General features: G+C 66.1%; 14 protein-coding genes. 7 read left to right on the top strand and 7 right to left on the bottom strand.

Annotation, left to right across the window (positions count from 1 at the left end; genetic code table 11):
• Nucleotides 1-22 precede the first annotated feature (22 nt).
• The 6 genes from ACR9ZJ_RS03405 to rpsB all read right to left on the bottom strand — a co-directional run bounded on the left by ACR9ZJ_RS03405 (nt 23) and on the right by rpsB (nt 5,147).
• On the bottom strand, nt 23-841 hold the full coding sequence (locus ACR9ZJ_RS03405; protein WP_481281211.1) for a phosphatidate cytidylyltransferase: 819 nt from the start codon (nt 839-841) through the stop codon (nt 23-25).
• Between the two features lie 12 nt (nt 842-853).
• Nucleotides 854-1,591, bottom strand: a complete 738-nt coding sequence (uppS, locus tag ACR9ZJ_RS03400; protein ID WP_481286877.1) for a polyprenyl diphosphate synthase — start codon at nt 1,589-1,591, stop codon at nt 854-856.
• Between the two features lie 20 nt (nt 1,592-1,611).
• Nucleotides 1,612-2,169, bottom strand: a complete 558-nt coding sequence (frr, locus tag ACR9ZJ_RS03395; protein ID WP_426287010.1) for a ribosome recycling factor — start codon at nt 2,167-2,169, stop codon at nt 1,612-1,614.
• A gap of 100 nt (nt 2,170-2,269) precedes the next feature.
• On the bottom strand, nt 2,270-2,992 hold the full coding sequence (gene pyrH, locus ACR9ZJ_RS03390) for a UMP kinase (RefSeq protein WP_426287011.1): 723 nt from the start codon (nt 2,990-2,992) through the stop codon (nt 2,270-2,272).
• 340 nt (nt 2,993-3,332) lie between these two features.
• A complete protein-coding gene (gene tsf / locus ACR9ZJ_RS03385; protein WP_481281209.1) occupies nt 3,333-4,211 on the bottom strand; it encodes a translation elongation factor Ts in 879 nt (292 codons plus the stop codon).
• 87 nt (nt 4,212-4,298) lie between these two features.
• Nucleotides 4,299-5,147 (bottom strand): 30S ribosomal protein S2, encoded by an 849-nt coding sequence (gene rpsB, locus ACR9ZJ_RS03380; protein WP_426287013.1) that lies wholly within the window; start codon nt 5,145-5,147, stop codon nt 4,299-4,301.
• 375 nt (nt 5,148-5,522) lie between these two features.
• On the opposite strand from rpsB, the gene map reads away from it, so the two are divergent.
• The 6 genes from map (at nt 5,523) to ACR9ZJ_RS03350 (ending at nt 12,945) form a co-directional block, all read left to right on the top strand.
• On the top strand, nt 5,523-6,290 hold the full coding sequence (gene map / locus ACR9ZJ_RS03375) for a type I methionyl aminopeptidase (protein WP_481281207.1): 768 nt from the start codon (nt 5,523-5,525) through the stop codon (nt 6,288-6,290).
• A 69-nt stretch (nt 6,291-6,359) separates the two neighbouring features.
• Nucleotides 6,360-9,017: a [protein-PII] uridylyltransferase gene (glnD, locus tag ACR9ZJ_RS03370; protein ID WP_481286876.1), complete on the top strand. Its 2,658-nt coding sequence runs from the start codon at nt 6,360-6,362 to the stop codon at nt 9,015-9,017.
• Nucleotides 8,911-9,831, top strand: a complete 921-nt coding sequence (gene dapD, locus ACR9ZJ_RS03365) for a 2,3,4,5-tetrahydropyridine-2,6-dicarboxylate N-succinyltransferase (RefSeq protein ID WP_481281205.1) — start codon at nt 8,911-8,913, stop codon at nt 9,829-9,831. The genes glnD and dapD overlap by 107 nt, the downstream gene beginning before the upstream one ends.
• A 2-nt stretch (nt 9,832-9,833) precedes the next feature.
• Nucleotides 9,834-10,187, top strand: coding sequence for an arsenate reductase (locus ACR9ZJ_RS03360; RefSeq protein WP_481286875.1), 354 nt, complete (start codon nt 9,834-9,836; stop codon nt 10,185-10,187).
• Nucleotides 10,188-10,192: 5 nt separating this feature from the next.
• Nucleotides 10,193-11,323, top strand: a complete 1,131-nt coding sequence (gene dapE, locus ACR9ZJ_RS03355) for a succinyl-diaminopimelate desuccinylase (RefSeq protein WP_481286874.1) — start codon at nt 10,193-10,195, stop codon at nt 11,321-11,323.
• A 95-nt stretch (nt 11,324-11,418) separates the two neighbouring features.
• Nucleotides 11,419-12,945, top strand: coding sequence for a hypothetical protein (locus tag ACR9ZJ_RS03350; RefSeq protein WP_481286873.1), 1,527 nt, complete (start codon nt 11,419-11,421; stop codon nt 12,943-12,945).
• 6 nt (nt 12,946-12,951) lie between these two features.
• On the opposite strand, the gene ACR9ZJ_RS03345 is transcribed toward ACR9ZJ_RS03350, so the two are convergent.
• Nucleotides 12,952-13,764 (bottom strand): phosphodiester glycosidase family protein, encoded by an 813-nt coding sequence (locus ACR9ZJ_RS03345; RefSeq protein WP_481281202.1) that lies wholly within the window; start codon nt 13,762-13,764, stop codon nt 12,952-12,954.
• Nucleotides 13,765-13,867: 103 nt separating this feature from the next.
• On the opposite strand from ACR9ZJ_RS03345, the gene ACR9ZJ_RS03340 reads away from it, so the two are divergent.
• Nucleotides 13,868-14,356, top strand: a complete 489-nt coding sequence (locus tag ACR9ZJ_RS03340; RefSeq protein WP_481281201.1) for an NUDIX hydrolase — start codon at nt 13,868-13,870, stop codon at nt 14,354-14,356.
• Nucleotides 14,357-14,459: the final 103 nt, after the last annotated feature.

Here is a 14,459-nt window from a genome sequence, read left to right as displayed (position 1 = left end):
AGATGTGTATAAGAGACAGGGCTCAGAGCCCCAGCAACAGCTTGCCGGCGGCGAACACCGGCAGCGCGGCGAAGACGCTGTCGAGGCGATCCAGGAGTCCGCCGTGGCCCGGGAACAGGTCGCCTGAATCCTTCACCTCGGCGTGGCGCTTCATGAGGCTTTCGAAGAGGTCGCCGACCACCGCGATCGCCACGGTGACCACGCCCAATACCGCGAGGCCGGCCAGTTGCCAGCCTTCGCGCACCCCCAGCAGGAATCCGCCAAGCAACGTGACGAGGCCGCCGGCCACGATGGCGCCGTAGACGCCGGCCCAGGTCTTTCCCGGGCTGATCCGCGGGGCGAGCTTGCGCCGGCCGAAATGGCGGCCGCTGAAATAGGCGCCGGTATCGGCGAACCAGACGATCACGAGGGAAAGCAGGGTCCACCAGTTGCCGCGTTCGCCGCTGTGCATGAGGATCGCGGCGGCCAGGGTCGGCACGATCACGAAGGCGCCCACGCCCAGCTTGAGCATGCGGTTCTCGGCGTTAGGCGCGGCGGCGAAGCTGAAGTGGCGCAGCCAGAAGCAACAGCCGATCCACCAGGCCACGCCTGCCAGCGTCACCACGGTGAGCAGGCCCGGCGTGCGCACGACCAGCAAGGCGACGAACATCGCGGCGGCGACGCCGGCGACGATGCCGCGGCCGACCGGGGTGCGGCAGCCGGCCAGCAGGCTCCATTCCCACGCGGCGCCGACGAAGACGATGGCGACCAGCGCGGCGAAGAAGCCGGTGGGCGGCAGCAGGATCAGGGCCAGGACCAACGGGATGAGGATCGCGGCGGTGGTGATGCGTTGTTTCAGCATGGGGTTCCGGCGTCAGCCTTTGGCGACCTGTTCGCCGGTGCGCCCGTAACGGCGCTCGCGGCGGGCATAGTCGTCGAGGGCCTCGTCGAGGCAGGCCTGGTCGACGTCGGGCCACAGGGTGTCGGTGAAATAAAGCTCGGCATAGGCGATCTGCCAGAGCAGGAAGTTGCTTACCCGGCGCTCGCCGCCGGTACGGATGAAGAGATCGAGCGGCGGTTGGTCGGCGAGGCAGGTGTAGCCGTGCAGGCGTGTTTCGTCGATGTCTTCGGCGTTGAACTCGCCACGGGCGACGGCTTCCGCCGCGAGCCGGGCCGCTCGCGCGATGTCCCAGCGCCCGCCGTAGTTCACCGCCACGTTCATGTTGAGCGCGGTGTTGGCGGCGGTCCGCTCCATCGCGGCGCGCATGCGTGCGCTCAGCTCGGGCGCGAAGGCGTCGAGGTCACCCACGAAGCGGATGCGCACGCCATTGCCGTGGAGCTCGTCCACTTCCTTGTCGAGCGCCTTCAGGAAGAGCTCCATCAAGGCCGAGACCTCGGTGGGCGGGCGCCGCCAGTTCTCGCTGGAGAAGGCGAACAGGGTCAGCGAGGCGATGCCGCGACGGAGGCAGAACTCCACCGCTTCCCTCACCGCCTTCTGCCCGGCGTGGTGGCCGAACGTGCGGGGGCGCAGGCGCTGCCTGGCCCAGCGGCCGTTGCCATCCATCACGATGGCGAGGTGGCGTGGCACCCCGGCTTCGGGCCTCGCTGCCATGGGTAGGGTCCGATGGCGCGTCAGAGCGCCATCAGCTCCTTTTCCTTTTCCTTCACCACGTCGTCCACTTCCTTGACGAACTTGTCGGTGAGCTTCTGGATATCGTCGTCCGCGCGCTTCTGGTCGTCCTCGGTGATTTCCTTGTCCTTGAAGAGCTTGGCCACGTGTTGCACGGCGTCGCGGCGCACGTTGCGGATGGCCACCTTGGCGGCCTCGCCTTCCTTCGCCACGCTCTTGGCGAGCTCCTTGCGGCGCTCCTCGGTCGGCGGCGGGAAGTTCAGGCGGATGTCCATGCCCATGGTGGTCGGGGTGATGCCGAGGTCGGAAGCCATGATGGCCTTCTCGATCGGGCCGACCATGCTCTTGTCGAAGGGCTTGACCGACAGCGAGCGCGCGTCCGGCGTGGTCACGTTGGCGACCTGGGACAGCGGGGTGGGCGTGCCGTAGTAGGGCACGACGATGTTGTCGAGGATCGAAGGGTTGGCGCGGCCCGTGCGGATGGTCTTCAGGTCGTGCTTGAGCGATTCGATACTCTTGCCCATGCGGGTCTGGGCATCGTTCTTGATGTCGTTGATCATGGACGTAATTCCGGTCGAACAGGTCAGCAAGCGAGTATAGCAGCGCGGGCGGCGCGGCCGTGCCGCACCGCGCCAAGGAGATGCCGGTGACGGCCGGGCGTCAGCCCGCGTCGACGAGGGTGCCGACCGGCTCGCCCCGCATGATCCTCATGAGATTGCCCGGCTGGGTCATGTCGTAGATGCGCAGCGGCAGCTTGTTCTCGCGGCACAGGGCGATGGCGGCGGTGTCCATCACTTCCAGGCGGCGCTCGATCACCTGGTTGTAGGTGAGGTGGTCGTAACGCTGGGCCGTGGGATCGCGCTTGGGATCGGCTGAATAGATGCCGTCGACCTTGGTCGCCTTCAGCAGCAGGTCGGCGCCGACTTCCACGGCGCGCAGGGCGGCGGCGGAGTCGGTGGTGAAGAAGGGGTTGCCGATGCCGGCGGCGAACAGGGCCACGCGGCCTTTCTCGAGGTGGCGGATCGCGCGGCGGCGGATGAAGTCCTCGCACACCTCGTTGATCTTGATCGCGCTCATGGTGCGGGCTTCGCCGCCGAGCTTCTCGATGGCGTCCTGCATGGCCAGCGCATTCATGACGGTGGCGAGCATGCCCATGTGGTCGCCGGTGACACGGTCCATGCCCGAGGCGGCCAGGCCGGCCCCGCGGAAGATGTTGCCGCCGCCGATGACGACGCCGACCTGTACCCCGGCGTCCCGAACTTCGAGGATTTCCTTCGCGAGCCGGCCGATCACCTTGGGATCGATCCCGTAATCCTCGCTACCCATGAGGGCTTCACCGGAGAGCTTGAGCAGGATACGGCGGTGGTTCAGCGGATTGCTCATGGGGATCTCCAGATTGTGTGGGGCAAAACGCTGGCAGTTTAGCGCGCCGGGAGTCATGACAGGAATGTGAAAAACTGTCGCGCATCGCGTTTTTGGGAAGCGGCGGGAAGGTAGGGGTGCGGTGAGGGCGCGGTTGAGTGCCCTGGTGGGAGCCGACCCTGTCGGCGATGGGTGCTTGCCTCGACCTGGCCCGCTGCCGCGGGATCGCCGACAGGGTCGGCTCCCACCAAAGCCGGCTCCTACCGGCTGGCTTCCATCCGGGTCACCAAGTCTTCCAACGGGCCCAAAAAAAAGGCCGCGATCGCTCGCGGCCTTTTTCTTCCATCAGGCGGGGGAGGGCTTACGCCAGGCCGGCCTGCTTCATCACTTCGGCCGCGAAGTCGTCTACGACCTTCTCGATGCCTTCGCCTACGGCGAGGCGCTGCACCGTGATGATCTCGGCGCCGGCCTTCTTCAGGGCCTCGGCGACGGTGATATCACCGTCCAGCACGTACGGCTGGCCGACCAGCGTGGCTTCGGCGAGGATCTTGTTGATCTTGCCGGTCACGATCTTGTCGAGGATGTCGGCCGGCTTGGCCTTTTCCTTCTCCGACATCTGGCTCAGCGCGATTTCCTTTTCCTTCTCGACGTAGTCGGCCGGGACGTCTTCCACCTTGATGAACTTGGGGTTCATCGCGGCGACGTGCATGGCGATGCCCTTGGCCAGCTCTTCCGAGCCGCCCTTGAGGGTCACCAGCACGCCGATGCGGCCGCTGTGCGAGTACGCGCCGATCGGGCCGTCGTTTTCGACCTTCGCCATGCGGCGCACGTCGAACTTCTCGCCGATCACGAGGGTGAGCGCCTTGGCGCCGTCCTCGACCGTGTTGTCACCGAGCTTGGTGGCCTTCAACGCATCGATATCGGCAGCGCCGGACTCGAGGGCGACGTTGGCGACGTCCTTGGTGAACTGGATGAACTGTTCGTTGCGCGAGGAGAAGTCGGTTTCGCTGTTGACTTCGACCAGGACGGCCTTGCCGGCCTTCTGGGCGACGGCGATCAGGCCTTCGGCGGCGACGCGGTCGGCCTTCTTGTCCGCCTTGGCGAGGCCGTTCTTGCGCAGCCATTCCATCGCCGCTTCGATGTCGCCGTTGTTTTCGACGAGTGCCTTCTTGCACTCCATCATGCCTACGCCGGAACGCTCACGCAGTTCCTTGACGAGGCCCGCGGTGATCTCAGCCATGGTAATTCCTCAATGATTTGATGGGCGCCGCGGCGGTGGTGCCGCGGCGCCGGATGAAACGGAAGAGCGTGCTACGGGGTGGGGCGCTTACGCGCGGCCACGACCACCGTCACGGCCGCCTTCGCGACGCGGCGCACCCTTCTTGGCCGGGGCGCCACGACGCTCGCCACGCGGGGCTTCGTCCTTGGCGACCGGGTTGCCTTCCTCGTCCAGCTCGACGAACTCGTTCGCGTCGCCACGGGCGGCGTTCGGCGAAGCGGCCTTGCCTTCCAGGATGGAGTCGGCGGCGGCGCGGGCGTACAGCTGGATGGCGCGGATGGCGTCGTCGTTACCCGGGATGGCGTAGTCGACGAGGGCCGGGTCGTAGTTGGTATCGACGACGGCGACGACCGGGATGCCGAGCTTGCGGGCTTCCTGGACGGCGATGTCTTCGTGGCCGATGTCCACGATGAAGAGGGCGTCCGGCAGGCGATTCATGTCCTTGATGCCGCCCAGCGAGTTCTGCAGCTTGTCGCGCTCGCGACGGCGGGCCAGCACTTCGTGCTTGACCAGGCGCTCGAACGAACCGTCGGTTTCAGCGGCCTCGAGTTCCTTCAGGCGGGCGACCGACTGCTTGACCGTGCGGAAGTTGGTCAGCATGCCGCCGAGCCAGCGGGCGGTGACGAACGGCTGGCCGGCGCGTGCGGCTTCCTCGGCGAGGGCCTCGCGGGCCGAACGCTTGGTGCCGACGAACAGGATGGTGCCGCCCTTCTGGGCCAGGCCCGAGAGGAAGTTCATCGCGTCGGTGAAGAGCGGGAGCGTCTTCTCGAGGTTGATGATGTGGATCTTGCCGCGGGCGCCGAAGATGTACGGAGCCATCTTGGGGTTCCAGTAGCGGGTCTGGTGACCGAAATGGACGCCGGCTTCCAGCATCTCGCGCATGGTGACTTGTGCCATGGAATTACTCCTGGGCGAACCGCTCGGGCGGTTCTATGGGGGTTGGGACCTCCACGCATCCCCGGCTTCGACCCGATCCTGCCGCGGCGCCTTTCGCGACGACGGAGGAGCAGGCACCCCGAAGGCGGTGCCGATGCGTGTGTGGCGTTAAAAGCGACTGCCTTGCGCCGGGCCAAGAATGGCGCCGTGCGGTTACAATCGCGCTTCGATTCGCCGCCGCGGTCACCTGAGAGTGACTTCGCCGGACAGCAAAACTCGCTAATTGTAGCCCCTGGACCCACCCGGCCGCAAGCCAAGGTGGATTTCCGACAGGGTCGCCGCCACCTCGGGTGGCAGGCCCAATACCCTGAGGGCAAAGGAAAAAGAGAACCCATCATGGCAGTCGTACCGAAGACCCCCGAAGAGATCCAGGCCATGCGCGAGGCCGGCCGCCTGGCCGCCGAAGTGCTGGCCATGCTCGTGCCGCACGTGAAGCCCGGTGTCACCACCGAGGAACTGGACCAGATCGCCCACGACCATATCGTGAACGTACAGAAGGCCATCCCGGCCAACGTCGGTTACCGGGGCTATCCGAAGACCACCTGCACGTCGGTCAACCACGTGATCTGCCACGGGATTCCCAGCCCGACCAAGGTCCTGAAGGACGGGGACATCGTCAATATCGACGTCACCGTCATCAAGGACGGCTGGCACGGCGACACCAGCCGCATGTACTTCGTGGGCACGCCCAGCGTCCTGGCGAAGCGCCTGGTCGATACCACCTTCGAGGCGATGATGAAGGGTATCGAGGCGGTCAAGCCGGGCGCGACGCTGGGCGACGTCGGCGCCGCGATCCAGAAGCACGCCGAGGCGGCTGGCTTCTCGGTGGTCCGCGAGTACTGCGGCCACGGCATCGGCAAGGTCTACCACGACGAGCCCCAGGTGCTGCACTACGGGCGCGCCGGCACGGGGCTGGAGCTGAAGCCGGGCATGACCTTCACCATCGAGCCGATGGTCAACGCGGGCAAGCCGCAGACGAAGTCGCTGCCGGACGGCTGGACCGTGGTCACCAAGGATCATTCGCTCTCGGCGCAATGGGAGCACACCATCGCGGTCACCGAGGACGGTTTCGAAATCCTCACGCCCTGGCCGGACGTCGCCTGATGCGCTTTCGACGAAGGGGCGCCTGACCTTCGTCCGGTTCCATTCCCACCACCATCGAGGGCTCCCGACGTGACGCTGCCATCGCTTCCACGCCTGCCCGCCGTGGTGCCCCGCTCGGGCGTGTCGCCCGAAGCGCGGCGTTCGCTCAGGCAGTTGCTGGGCGACGTCGATCGTGCGCTCACCGTCGCCTTCCACGACGGTGAGGATGCATCCGCGCTGGCCCGGCGCCGGGCCGAGATCGTCGAGCGCATCGTCGTCCACACCTGGGGCGCCTGCCTGGGCGACATCGCTGCCGCGGCGTTGTTCGCCGTGGGTGGCTTCGGTCGCGGCATGCTTTTCCCCCGGTCGGACGTGGACCTCCTCGCACTGGTGGGCGAAAGCTCGCCGGCGCTCTACCGCGCGCTGGAAAACTTCTTCGCCTGCCTGTGGGACATCGGCCTGAAGCCGGGGCATGCCGTGCGCACCACGGAGCAATGCCGTGAGCTGGCGGCACGGGACCTGAGCGTCTTCACCAGCCTGCTCGATGCCCGGCGACTGGTCGGCTGGCCCATCCTGGGCAATGAACTCCGAGGCATCCTCGACGATCCCGAGGTGTGGCCGCCACGGGCCTACCTTGCCGCGCGCCTCGCCGAACGCGATGCGCGGCATGCGCGTTACGACGACACCGCGCAGAACTTGGAGCCCAACCTCAAGGACGGCCCGGGTGGACTACGCACGCTCGATGCCATCCGCTGGCTGGGACGGCGCCTGGCCAATGCGCCGGATTTCGACGCGATGGTGGCCGAGGGACTCCTGGAGCCGGTGGAGGCGTCCCGGCTGACCCACGCGGAAGAGACCCTGCGTCGTTACCGTTATGCCTTGCACCTGGAGGCGGGACGCGCCGAGGAGCGCCTGCTGTTCGATTACCAGCGGGCGCTGGCCGCGCGGCTCGGTTTCGAGGACGAGCACGCGAAGAACCTGGGCGTCGAGCAGTTCATGCAGGGCTACTACCGCGCCGCCACCCAGATCGAGCGTTCGGGCACGCAACTGGTCGAGCGTTTCGAGGAGATGCTCGACCCCGTGACGGAGCCATCGCCGGTCGGCAGCGATTACGTACGTTTTGGCGCGCGTATCGCGTTGCGCAATCCGCACCTGTTCATACGCCGTCCTTCGGCGCTCGTCGAAATCTTCATCGCCCGCCTCGACGAACCGGGCATCGCCGGCTTCACCGCCGAGACGATGCGGCGCATCCAGCATGCGGTGTCGGCACACGGCGAGTCGCTCGCCGACGATCCGCAGGTGTTGAGCGCCTTCCTCACGCTGCTTCGCCGCGGGGCACCCGCCGTGGAAGCCTTGTGGCGGATGAACCGGCATGGCCTGCTCGCGGCGGTGCTGCCCGCGTTCGGCAAGGTCGTGGGGCGCATGCAGTACGACCTGTTCCACGTCTACACCGTCGACGAGCACACGTTGCGGGTGCTGCGCAACGTCGCCCGTTTCGCCGAGCCCGCCGCCCGGCGCGATTTCCCCATCGCATGCGAGATCTGGCCGCATGTCGAAAGGCCCGAGCTGTTGCTGTTGGCCGCGCTGTTCCACGACATCGCCAAGGGTCGCGGCGGCGATCATTCCATGTTGGGCGAGGAGGACGCCCGCGCCTTCTGCACGCGGCTGGGACTTCCGGACGAACAAGTGGAGCTGGTCGCCTGGCTGGTCCGCCATCACCTGCTGATGAGCACCACGGCGCAGCGCCAGGACATCACCGATCCCGACGTCGTGCATCGCTTCGCCGCCGTGGTGGAGGACTGGGAGCACCTGGATCATCTCTACCTGCTGACCATCGCCGACATCATCGGCACGAGCCCCAAGCTGTGGAACGCATGGAAGGATCGCCTCCTGGCCGACCTCTATACCGCCACGCGCTTCGCCCTGCGCAGCGACCTCACGCCGCCCGATCATTCGGGCATGCGCGTGCGCGAGTGCCGCGACCGGGCCCTCGGCATGCTGGTGGCCGAGCACATCGCCGCCGACGACATCGCGAAGGTGTGGGCCGAATTTCCCGATACGAGCTTCCTGCGCCACCGGCCTGAGCAGATCGCCTGGCAGACCGCCGCCATCCTGCGCGCGCACGGCGCCACGCCGCTGGTCGAGGTGCATCCCTTCTCGGTGAGGGGAAGCACGGAACTCTTCATCTATACCCCCGACCGCGACGGCTTGTTCGCCACGGTGACGGCGGTGCTCGACCGCTTGCGTTTCTCGGTGGTGGAAGCGCGAATCCTCGTTTCCAGCACGGGCAAGGCGCTCGACACGTTCCTCTTGCTGGAATCGGATTCGCAGGCCCCCGCGTCGCTGCAGCGGTCCGAGGAATTGCGCACGCGCATGCTGCGCGCGCTCGATCAGCCGGCGGGGCAGGGGCCGCCTAAACGCAGCCTGTCGCGCCACCTGCGTCACTTCCAGATGGCGCCGCGCATCGAGTTCGTCGACGCGGGCGAACGCACGCAGCTCGCGCTGGTGTGCACCGACCGCCCCGGCCTGCTCGCGGCCGTGGCCCAGGCGCTGGCCGAAGCCGAAGTGCGCGTGCATGATGCGCGCATCGCCACGTTCGGCGAGCGTGTCGAAGATTTCTTCCAACTCACCGATCGCAGCAATGCGCCGTTGTCGCCCGAACGCCGGGAGATCCTGCGGGCATGCCTGCTGCGCCATATCGGTTCCGAAAATCCCAGGACTCCGCACCATGCAGATGCAAACGCTTGAATCCCTGATCGACAGCGCCTTCGAGCGCCGCGCCGAACTGACCCAGAACGAGATCGAGGGCGACCTGCGCGAGGCCGTCGAGCAAGTGCTCAACCTGCTCGAGTCCGGCGAGCGCCGCGTGGCCGAGCCCGATGGCAACGGCGGGTGGAAGGTCAACCAATGGCTGAAGAAGGCCGTCCTCCTTTATTTCCGCATGAACGGCAACCAGGTCGTCGACGGCGGCCCGTCGAGCGCGTTCGACAAGGTGCCGCTGCGCTTTACCGACGGCGATGCCGCCGAATACGCGGCGCTCGGCGCGCGTGTCGTGCCGGGCGCGCTGGTGCGACGTGGCGCGCATATCGCCAGGGACGTGGTGTTGATGCCGAGCTACACGAACATCGGTGCCCATGTCGGCGCGGGGACGATGGTCGACACCTGGGCCACGGTCGGCTCCTGCGCACAGATCGGCGCGAACGTGCACCTGTCCGGTGGCGTCGGCATCGGCGGCGTGCTCGAACCGTTGCAGGCCAATCCGACCATCATCGAGGACAACTGTTTCATCGGCGCCCGTTCCGAGGTGGTCGAGGGCGTGGTGGTGGAAAAGGGTTCGGTGATCGGCATGGGCGTGTTCCTGGGCCAGTCCACCCGTATCTACAACCGGGCCACGGGCGAGATCAGCTACGGGCGCGTGCCCGCGGGCAGCGTCGTCGTCTCCGGCAGCCTTCCGGCGAAGGACGGAAGCCACAGCCTCTATGCGGCGGTCATCGTGAAACAGGTGGACGAGAAGACCCGCTCGAAGACCGGCATCAACGAACTCCTGCGCAGCGGCGACTGACCATGTCCATCACCCTATACGGCCTGCCCAACTGCGATACCTGCAAGAAAGCGCGCAACTGGCTCACCCGCTTCGACGTGGCGCACGACTTCGTCGACTATCGCGCGAACCCCGTGCCCGCCGCCACGCTGAAGGCGTGGGCCGGGAAGCTCGGCGGTTGGGAGAAACTGGTCAACAAGGCATCGACGACCTGGCGCGCCCTGTTGCCACAGCGCAAGGACCCGCGCACCGATCCGGAATGGACCCTCTTGTTGAAGGAGTACCCGGCGCTGATCAAGCGCCCGGTGGTGGTCGAGGGCGACGAGGTGACGGTCGGCTTCAGCGACAACGCGTTCAAGAAGCGCTTCGGGAAATAACGCCCATGTCCGCCGTACTCGAACTCACCCGCGACCTGATTCGCCGCCGATCCGTGACGCCCGAGGACGCAGGCTGCCTGCCGCTGATCGCGGAGCGGCTGGCCGCGCTGGGCTTCCACATCGAGCATTTGCGCTTCGGCGACGTCGACAACCTTTGGGCCACCCATGGGAGCGACGGTCCCGTGCTGGCCTTCCTCGGACATACGGATGTCGTTCCGACCGGGCCGGAAAGCGCATGGGCCTCGCCGCCGTTCGAGCCGGACGAGCGCGGGGGGCTTCTTTATGGCCGCGGTGCCGCCGACATGAAGGGTTCGGTGGCGGCCATGGTCGTCGCGCTGGAACGCTTCGTCACGGCACATCCGGATCATCCCGGCACCGTCGGCCTGTTGCTTACCAGCGATGAAGAGGGAGTGGCCTTGCACGGCGTGCGCGAGGTCGTCGAGCATTTCGCGAAGACGGGACAGCGTATCGATGCCTGTGTCGTCGGCGAACCCTCCGCGAAGGCGAAGCTTGGCGACCTCATACGCGTGGGTCGTCGTGGTTCGCTCTCGGGCACCTTGACCGTGCACGGCATCCAGGGTCACGTGGCATACCCGGAGAAGGCGCGAAATCCGATCCATGCTTTCGCTCCCGCGCTGGCAGCGTTGGCTGTGGAACGCTGGGACGAGGGCAATGCGGACTTTCCGCCCACATCGTTCCAGGTGTCGAATATCAATGCGGGGACGGGTGCGAACAATGTCATCCCCGGCGAACTCGTGGCACTGATCAATTTCCGCTACTCCACGGCGAGCGCGGCCGATGTCTTGCGCGAACGCACCGAAGCGATTCTCCGCGGGCACGGCGTGGATTTTTCGATCGACTGGCAGCTCTCCGGACATCCGTTCCTGGCTACGCCGGATGGGCGCCTTCGAGAGGTCGTCGTCGACGTCTGCCGCGACCTGTGTGGCATCGATCCGGAACAAAGCACGGGCGGAGGCACGTCCGACGGTCGTTTCATCGCCGCGATGGGTGCCGAAGTGATAGAGCTGGGGCCGGTGAACGCGACGATCCACAAGCTGGACGAGTGCGTATCGATCGCCGACCTGGAAAAACTCCCCGACGTGTACGAGGCCATCTGCGAGCGCATGCTGCGCTGATCGCCGACGTCCGGACGGCGCATTTCCCGATAGGCTCTTAATGGGGTAGACGCGAACATCTCGCGGCTCGCTAGGAGCGGACGCAGGGATATGCCATGGGAGCATTCGCACGCAACGCCATCGCGACGCTGATCGCCGTTGGCGCATGCCAGGAGGCGCCGGCCCTGATCCGGGACGACGTCAGCGTGAATGGTGTCGTGTTGATCACGCTGGGCGACGAGGAAGACGTCGCCGAGGTCCGGCGGCAGATCGGGGAGTGGTTGAACGAGGGAGTACGGCTCGCCCTGACCGGACCCGGCCCGATACTCGAACAAGTCAAGCCCGATAGTGTCTACGCGTGGCCGTCGACGAATACGGTCATGCTCGATCCTGGCGACGGCCTTGGCATCTTCGGTATCGACGCCAGCGATGCCACGCAGCGCCTTGCCATCCTGGGGGGATGGCCATGGTCGGGTACGGAGGCCACCGCACCACCGGTGCGCAGGAGCCGCGCTACCGGCGATCAGGGTCGAAAAGTCGGCGTGACCTTCGACTTCCTGGCGACATCGCCCTCCTCGGCGTGCCGGGAGGTTCGGCGGAAGATGGCCTCCGCGCTTTTCAACGAACGGCGTCCTTCCCGGGACGAGCAAAGGGCCTTCGTGAGCGAAATGAGGCGCTGGTGCCAATATGGCAATCTTTCCGTGCATCTGGCTGCGCCATCCCGGTTCACCATCGAGCCCTTCCGCACCACGGACGAGCCCCGGCTCAGTCTTGTGACCGAGTGGGCGATGCTGCGCAACGAGGATCCGGCTCAGCCGGCGGCGACAAGCTATCTTTTCTGGGTCAAGACGGTGAGCGAAGGTGCCGGTAGCGGATTCGCGCGGCGAGAAGGCACCGAGGCTTACTTCGACGTTCGGGGCGGCGGTTTGCACCGTTTGCTCGATGCGTCCATCCACAGTGGGTGGGGACCCGTCGCCCACGACGAACTGCTGACAGCATGGCCACTGAATTCGACGTTTCCCGATACGGGCAATACCCATGTCTTCGTCTGTGACGGCCCCGGTGACGCGGAACTTCCCAGCTGCCCCCGGCAGGTACGATTGCGCACGTTGTATCCCGCCGATTCCACCGACGGCGTGGTGACGGTATCGCTGGCCGAGCGGTTCATCGTCGGGGGCAATGCGCAGGCGGGCGCATCCATCGATACGACGGGCAAGATCACACCGAGTATCAACTTCAACCTCAATGTCGTACGAGCGAAGACGGACACGGCCCAATCGCAGATGCGACTGGTGCAGACTCGCACCAATGCCGATACGGTGTTCTATCGGACCACCCGTTGGACACCCGATGTGCCCGCGATCTACCGTTGGATCAATGCGCGTGGTCACGAGGGTAGCCTTGCCCAGGCCACGCCGCTGGCTTCCACATTGAATCCAAGCTACGAGATCATCTGGGAGTTGCCTCTAAGCGAAAACGCGGGGCGCAAACTTCCCTATCACGTGATTTACGAAGCCGGATGGAACACGTGCTTCAATGGGCCCAACTGCGCGAATCACCTGCGACCGCCGGACCGTTCCTTGTCGGCGAAGGCCCGGGTCGGCTGGAAAGACCGTCTGGCATTGATGATTCCCTACAATTGACGCCACCTAACGTCGTTTCGGAAACACCGCGATCATGCCCGCGTAGGGCTTGGTCATGAACGCAGGCGCGCCCACGTAGCCGTCGTCGGGCGTGTACGCCTGGGAAATCGTCCCGTCCAGAAAGAGCGCATCGCGGCACCCGATCTCGTCGCGGAACAGGCGGGCGAAGCTGTGGAAATTCACGGGCGCCCGGCTGACCACGAAGACGACGTCATGCGAGGTCTTGGCACAGACGCCGCTGCGCCATTTCATGCTGTCCGAACCATTGTCGAACTGCGTGTTGATCTCGCCGTCGATCACCAGCATCGGCCCCGACTGGGTCGCCCAGCGAGGTTTCCGGCCGGCGCCACGGAAGGCCTCGCTCGTGCGCACTTCCGCGCTGCCATCCTCGTACACGGCGAAGACGCCATTGGGCAGCAGCGAGAAATTTCCCGAGCGCGGATTTCCGTGGACGAGGTTGAGCGGGACGATAGTCTTCCCATCCTCGACGTAGAGGCCGAGCGGCTTGAACTCGCGATCGTAGATGCCGGCGTTGGTGGCGAACGCCAGGCGGCGCCCCTTGGCTTCGGTCCAGGTCTTCAGCGTCTCCAGGGTGTTGAAGGGCTGGCCGTTGTCCGGGTTGCGCCAATGGAGCTCGATATCCTCGTCGCGCGTGTCCACGGTGACCACGAAATAGGACTGGCTGTCGAACACGACGTCGCGGCCATCGACGGCATCGGCCGGGTCCGCACAGCCCATGGCCAGCCCCGTGAGGGCGGCTAGGGCGAGGATGCGAAGGCCGACATGGTGGAGCATTCGGGGGAAGGAAGGATGAAGCATTCGTCGATGTTCGCCGGGGCGGAGGGGCAGTGCAAGGGCCGAAGGCGCCACTCGCGCGTGGACGGCGTAAACTTCGGCGTTTTACCCCGATTCCACCACCGCCATGCCTTATACGCCTATCGTTGCCACCCTCGGCTATGTGTTGTCGCCGGACGGCAAGCGCGTCCTCATGATCCACCGCAACGCCCGCAAGGACGACCACCACCTGGGCAAGTACAACGGCCTTGGCGGAAAGATGGAGCCGGGCGAGGACATCGCCGCGTGCATGCGCCGGGAGATCAGGGAAGAGGCGGGCATCGAATGCCTGGAGATGCGCCTGCGCGGCACCCTGAACTGGCCCGGCTTCGGCAAGCATGGCGAAGACTGGCTGGGTTTCATCTTCGTCGTGACCCGCTTCGAGGGGACGCCGCTGGAATCGAACCACGAGGGCGCGCTGGAATGGGTGGCGCTGGAAAGCCTGCACGATCTTCCCATGTGGGAAGGCGACCGGCATTTCCTGCCACTGGTGTTCGATGCCGACCCACGGCCGTTCCATGGCGTGATGCCGTACAAGGACGGGCGGATGGTGTCGTGGGATTTCACCCGGTTGTAGAAGCGTCGCCGCTGAAGCGGCTCCCACACAAGGCGCACGCATGCCTGGGTCGCCAGTGTGGGAGCCGCTTCAGCGGCGATGGCCCCCGGGCAGGGGCCCACGG

The organism is Luteibacter sp. KNZ12-1A (genome assembly GCF_056755675.1).
The sequence above is the reverse complement of the archived record's forward strand: the minus strand, read 5'-3'. Positions and strand labels throughout refer to the sequence as shown.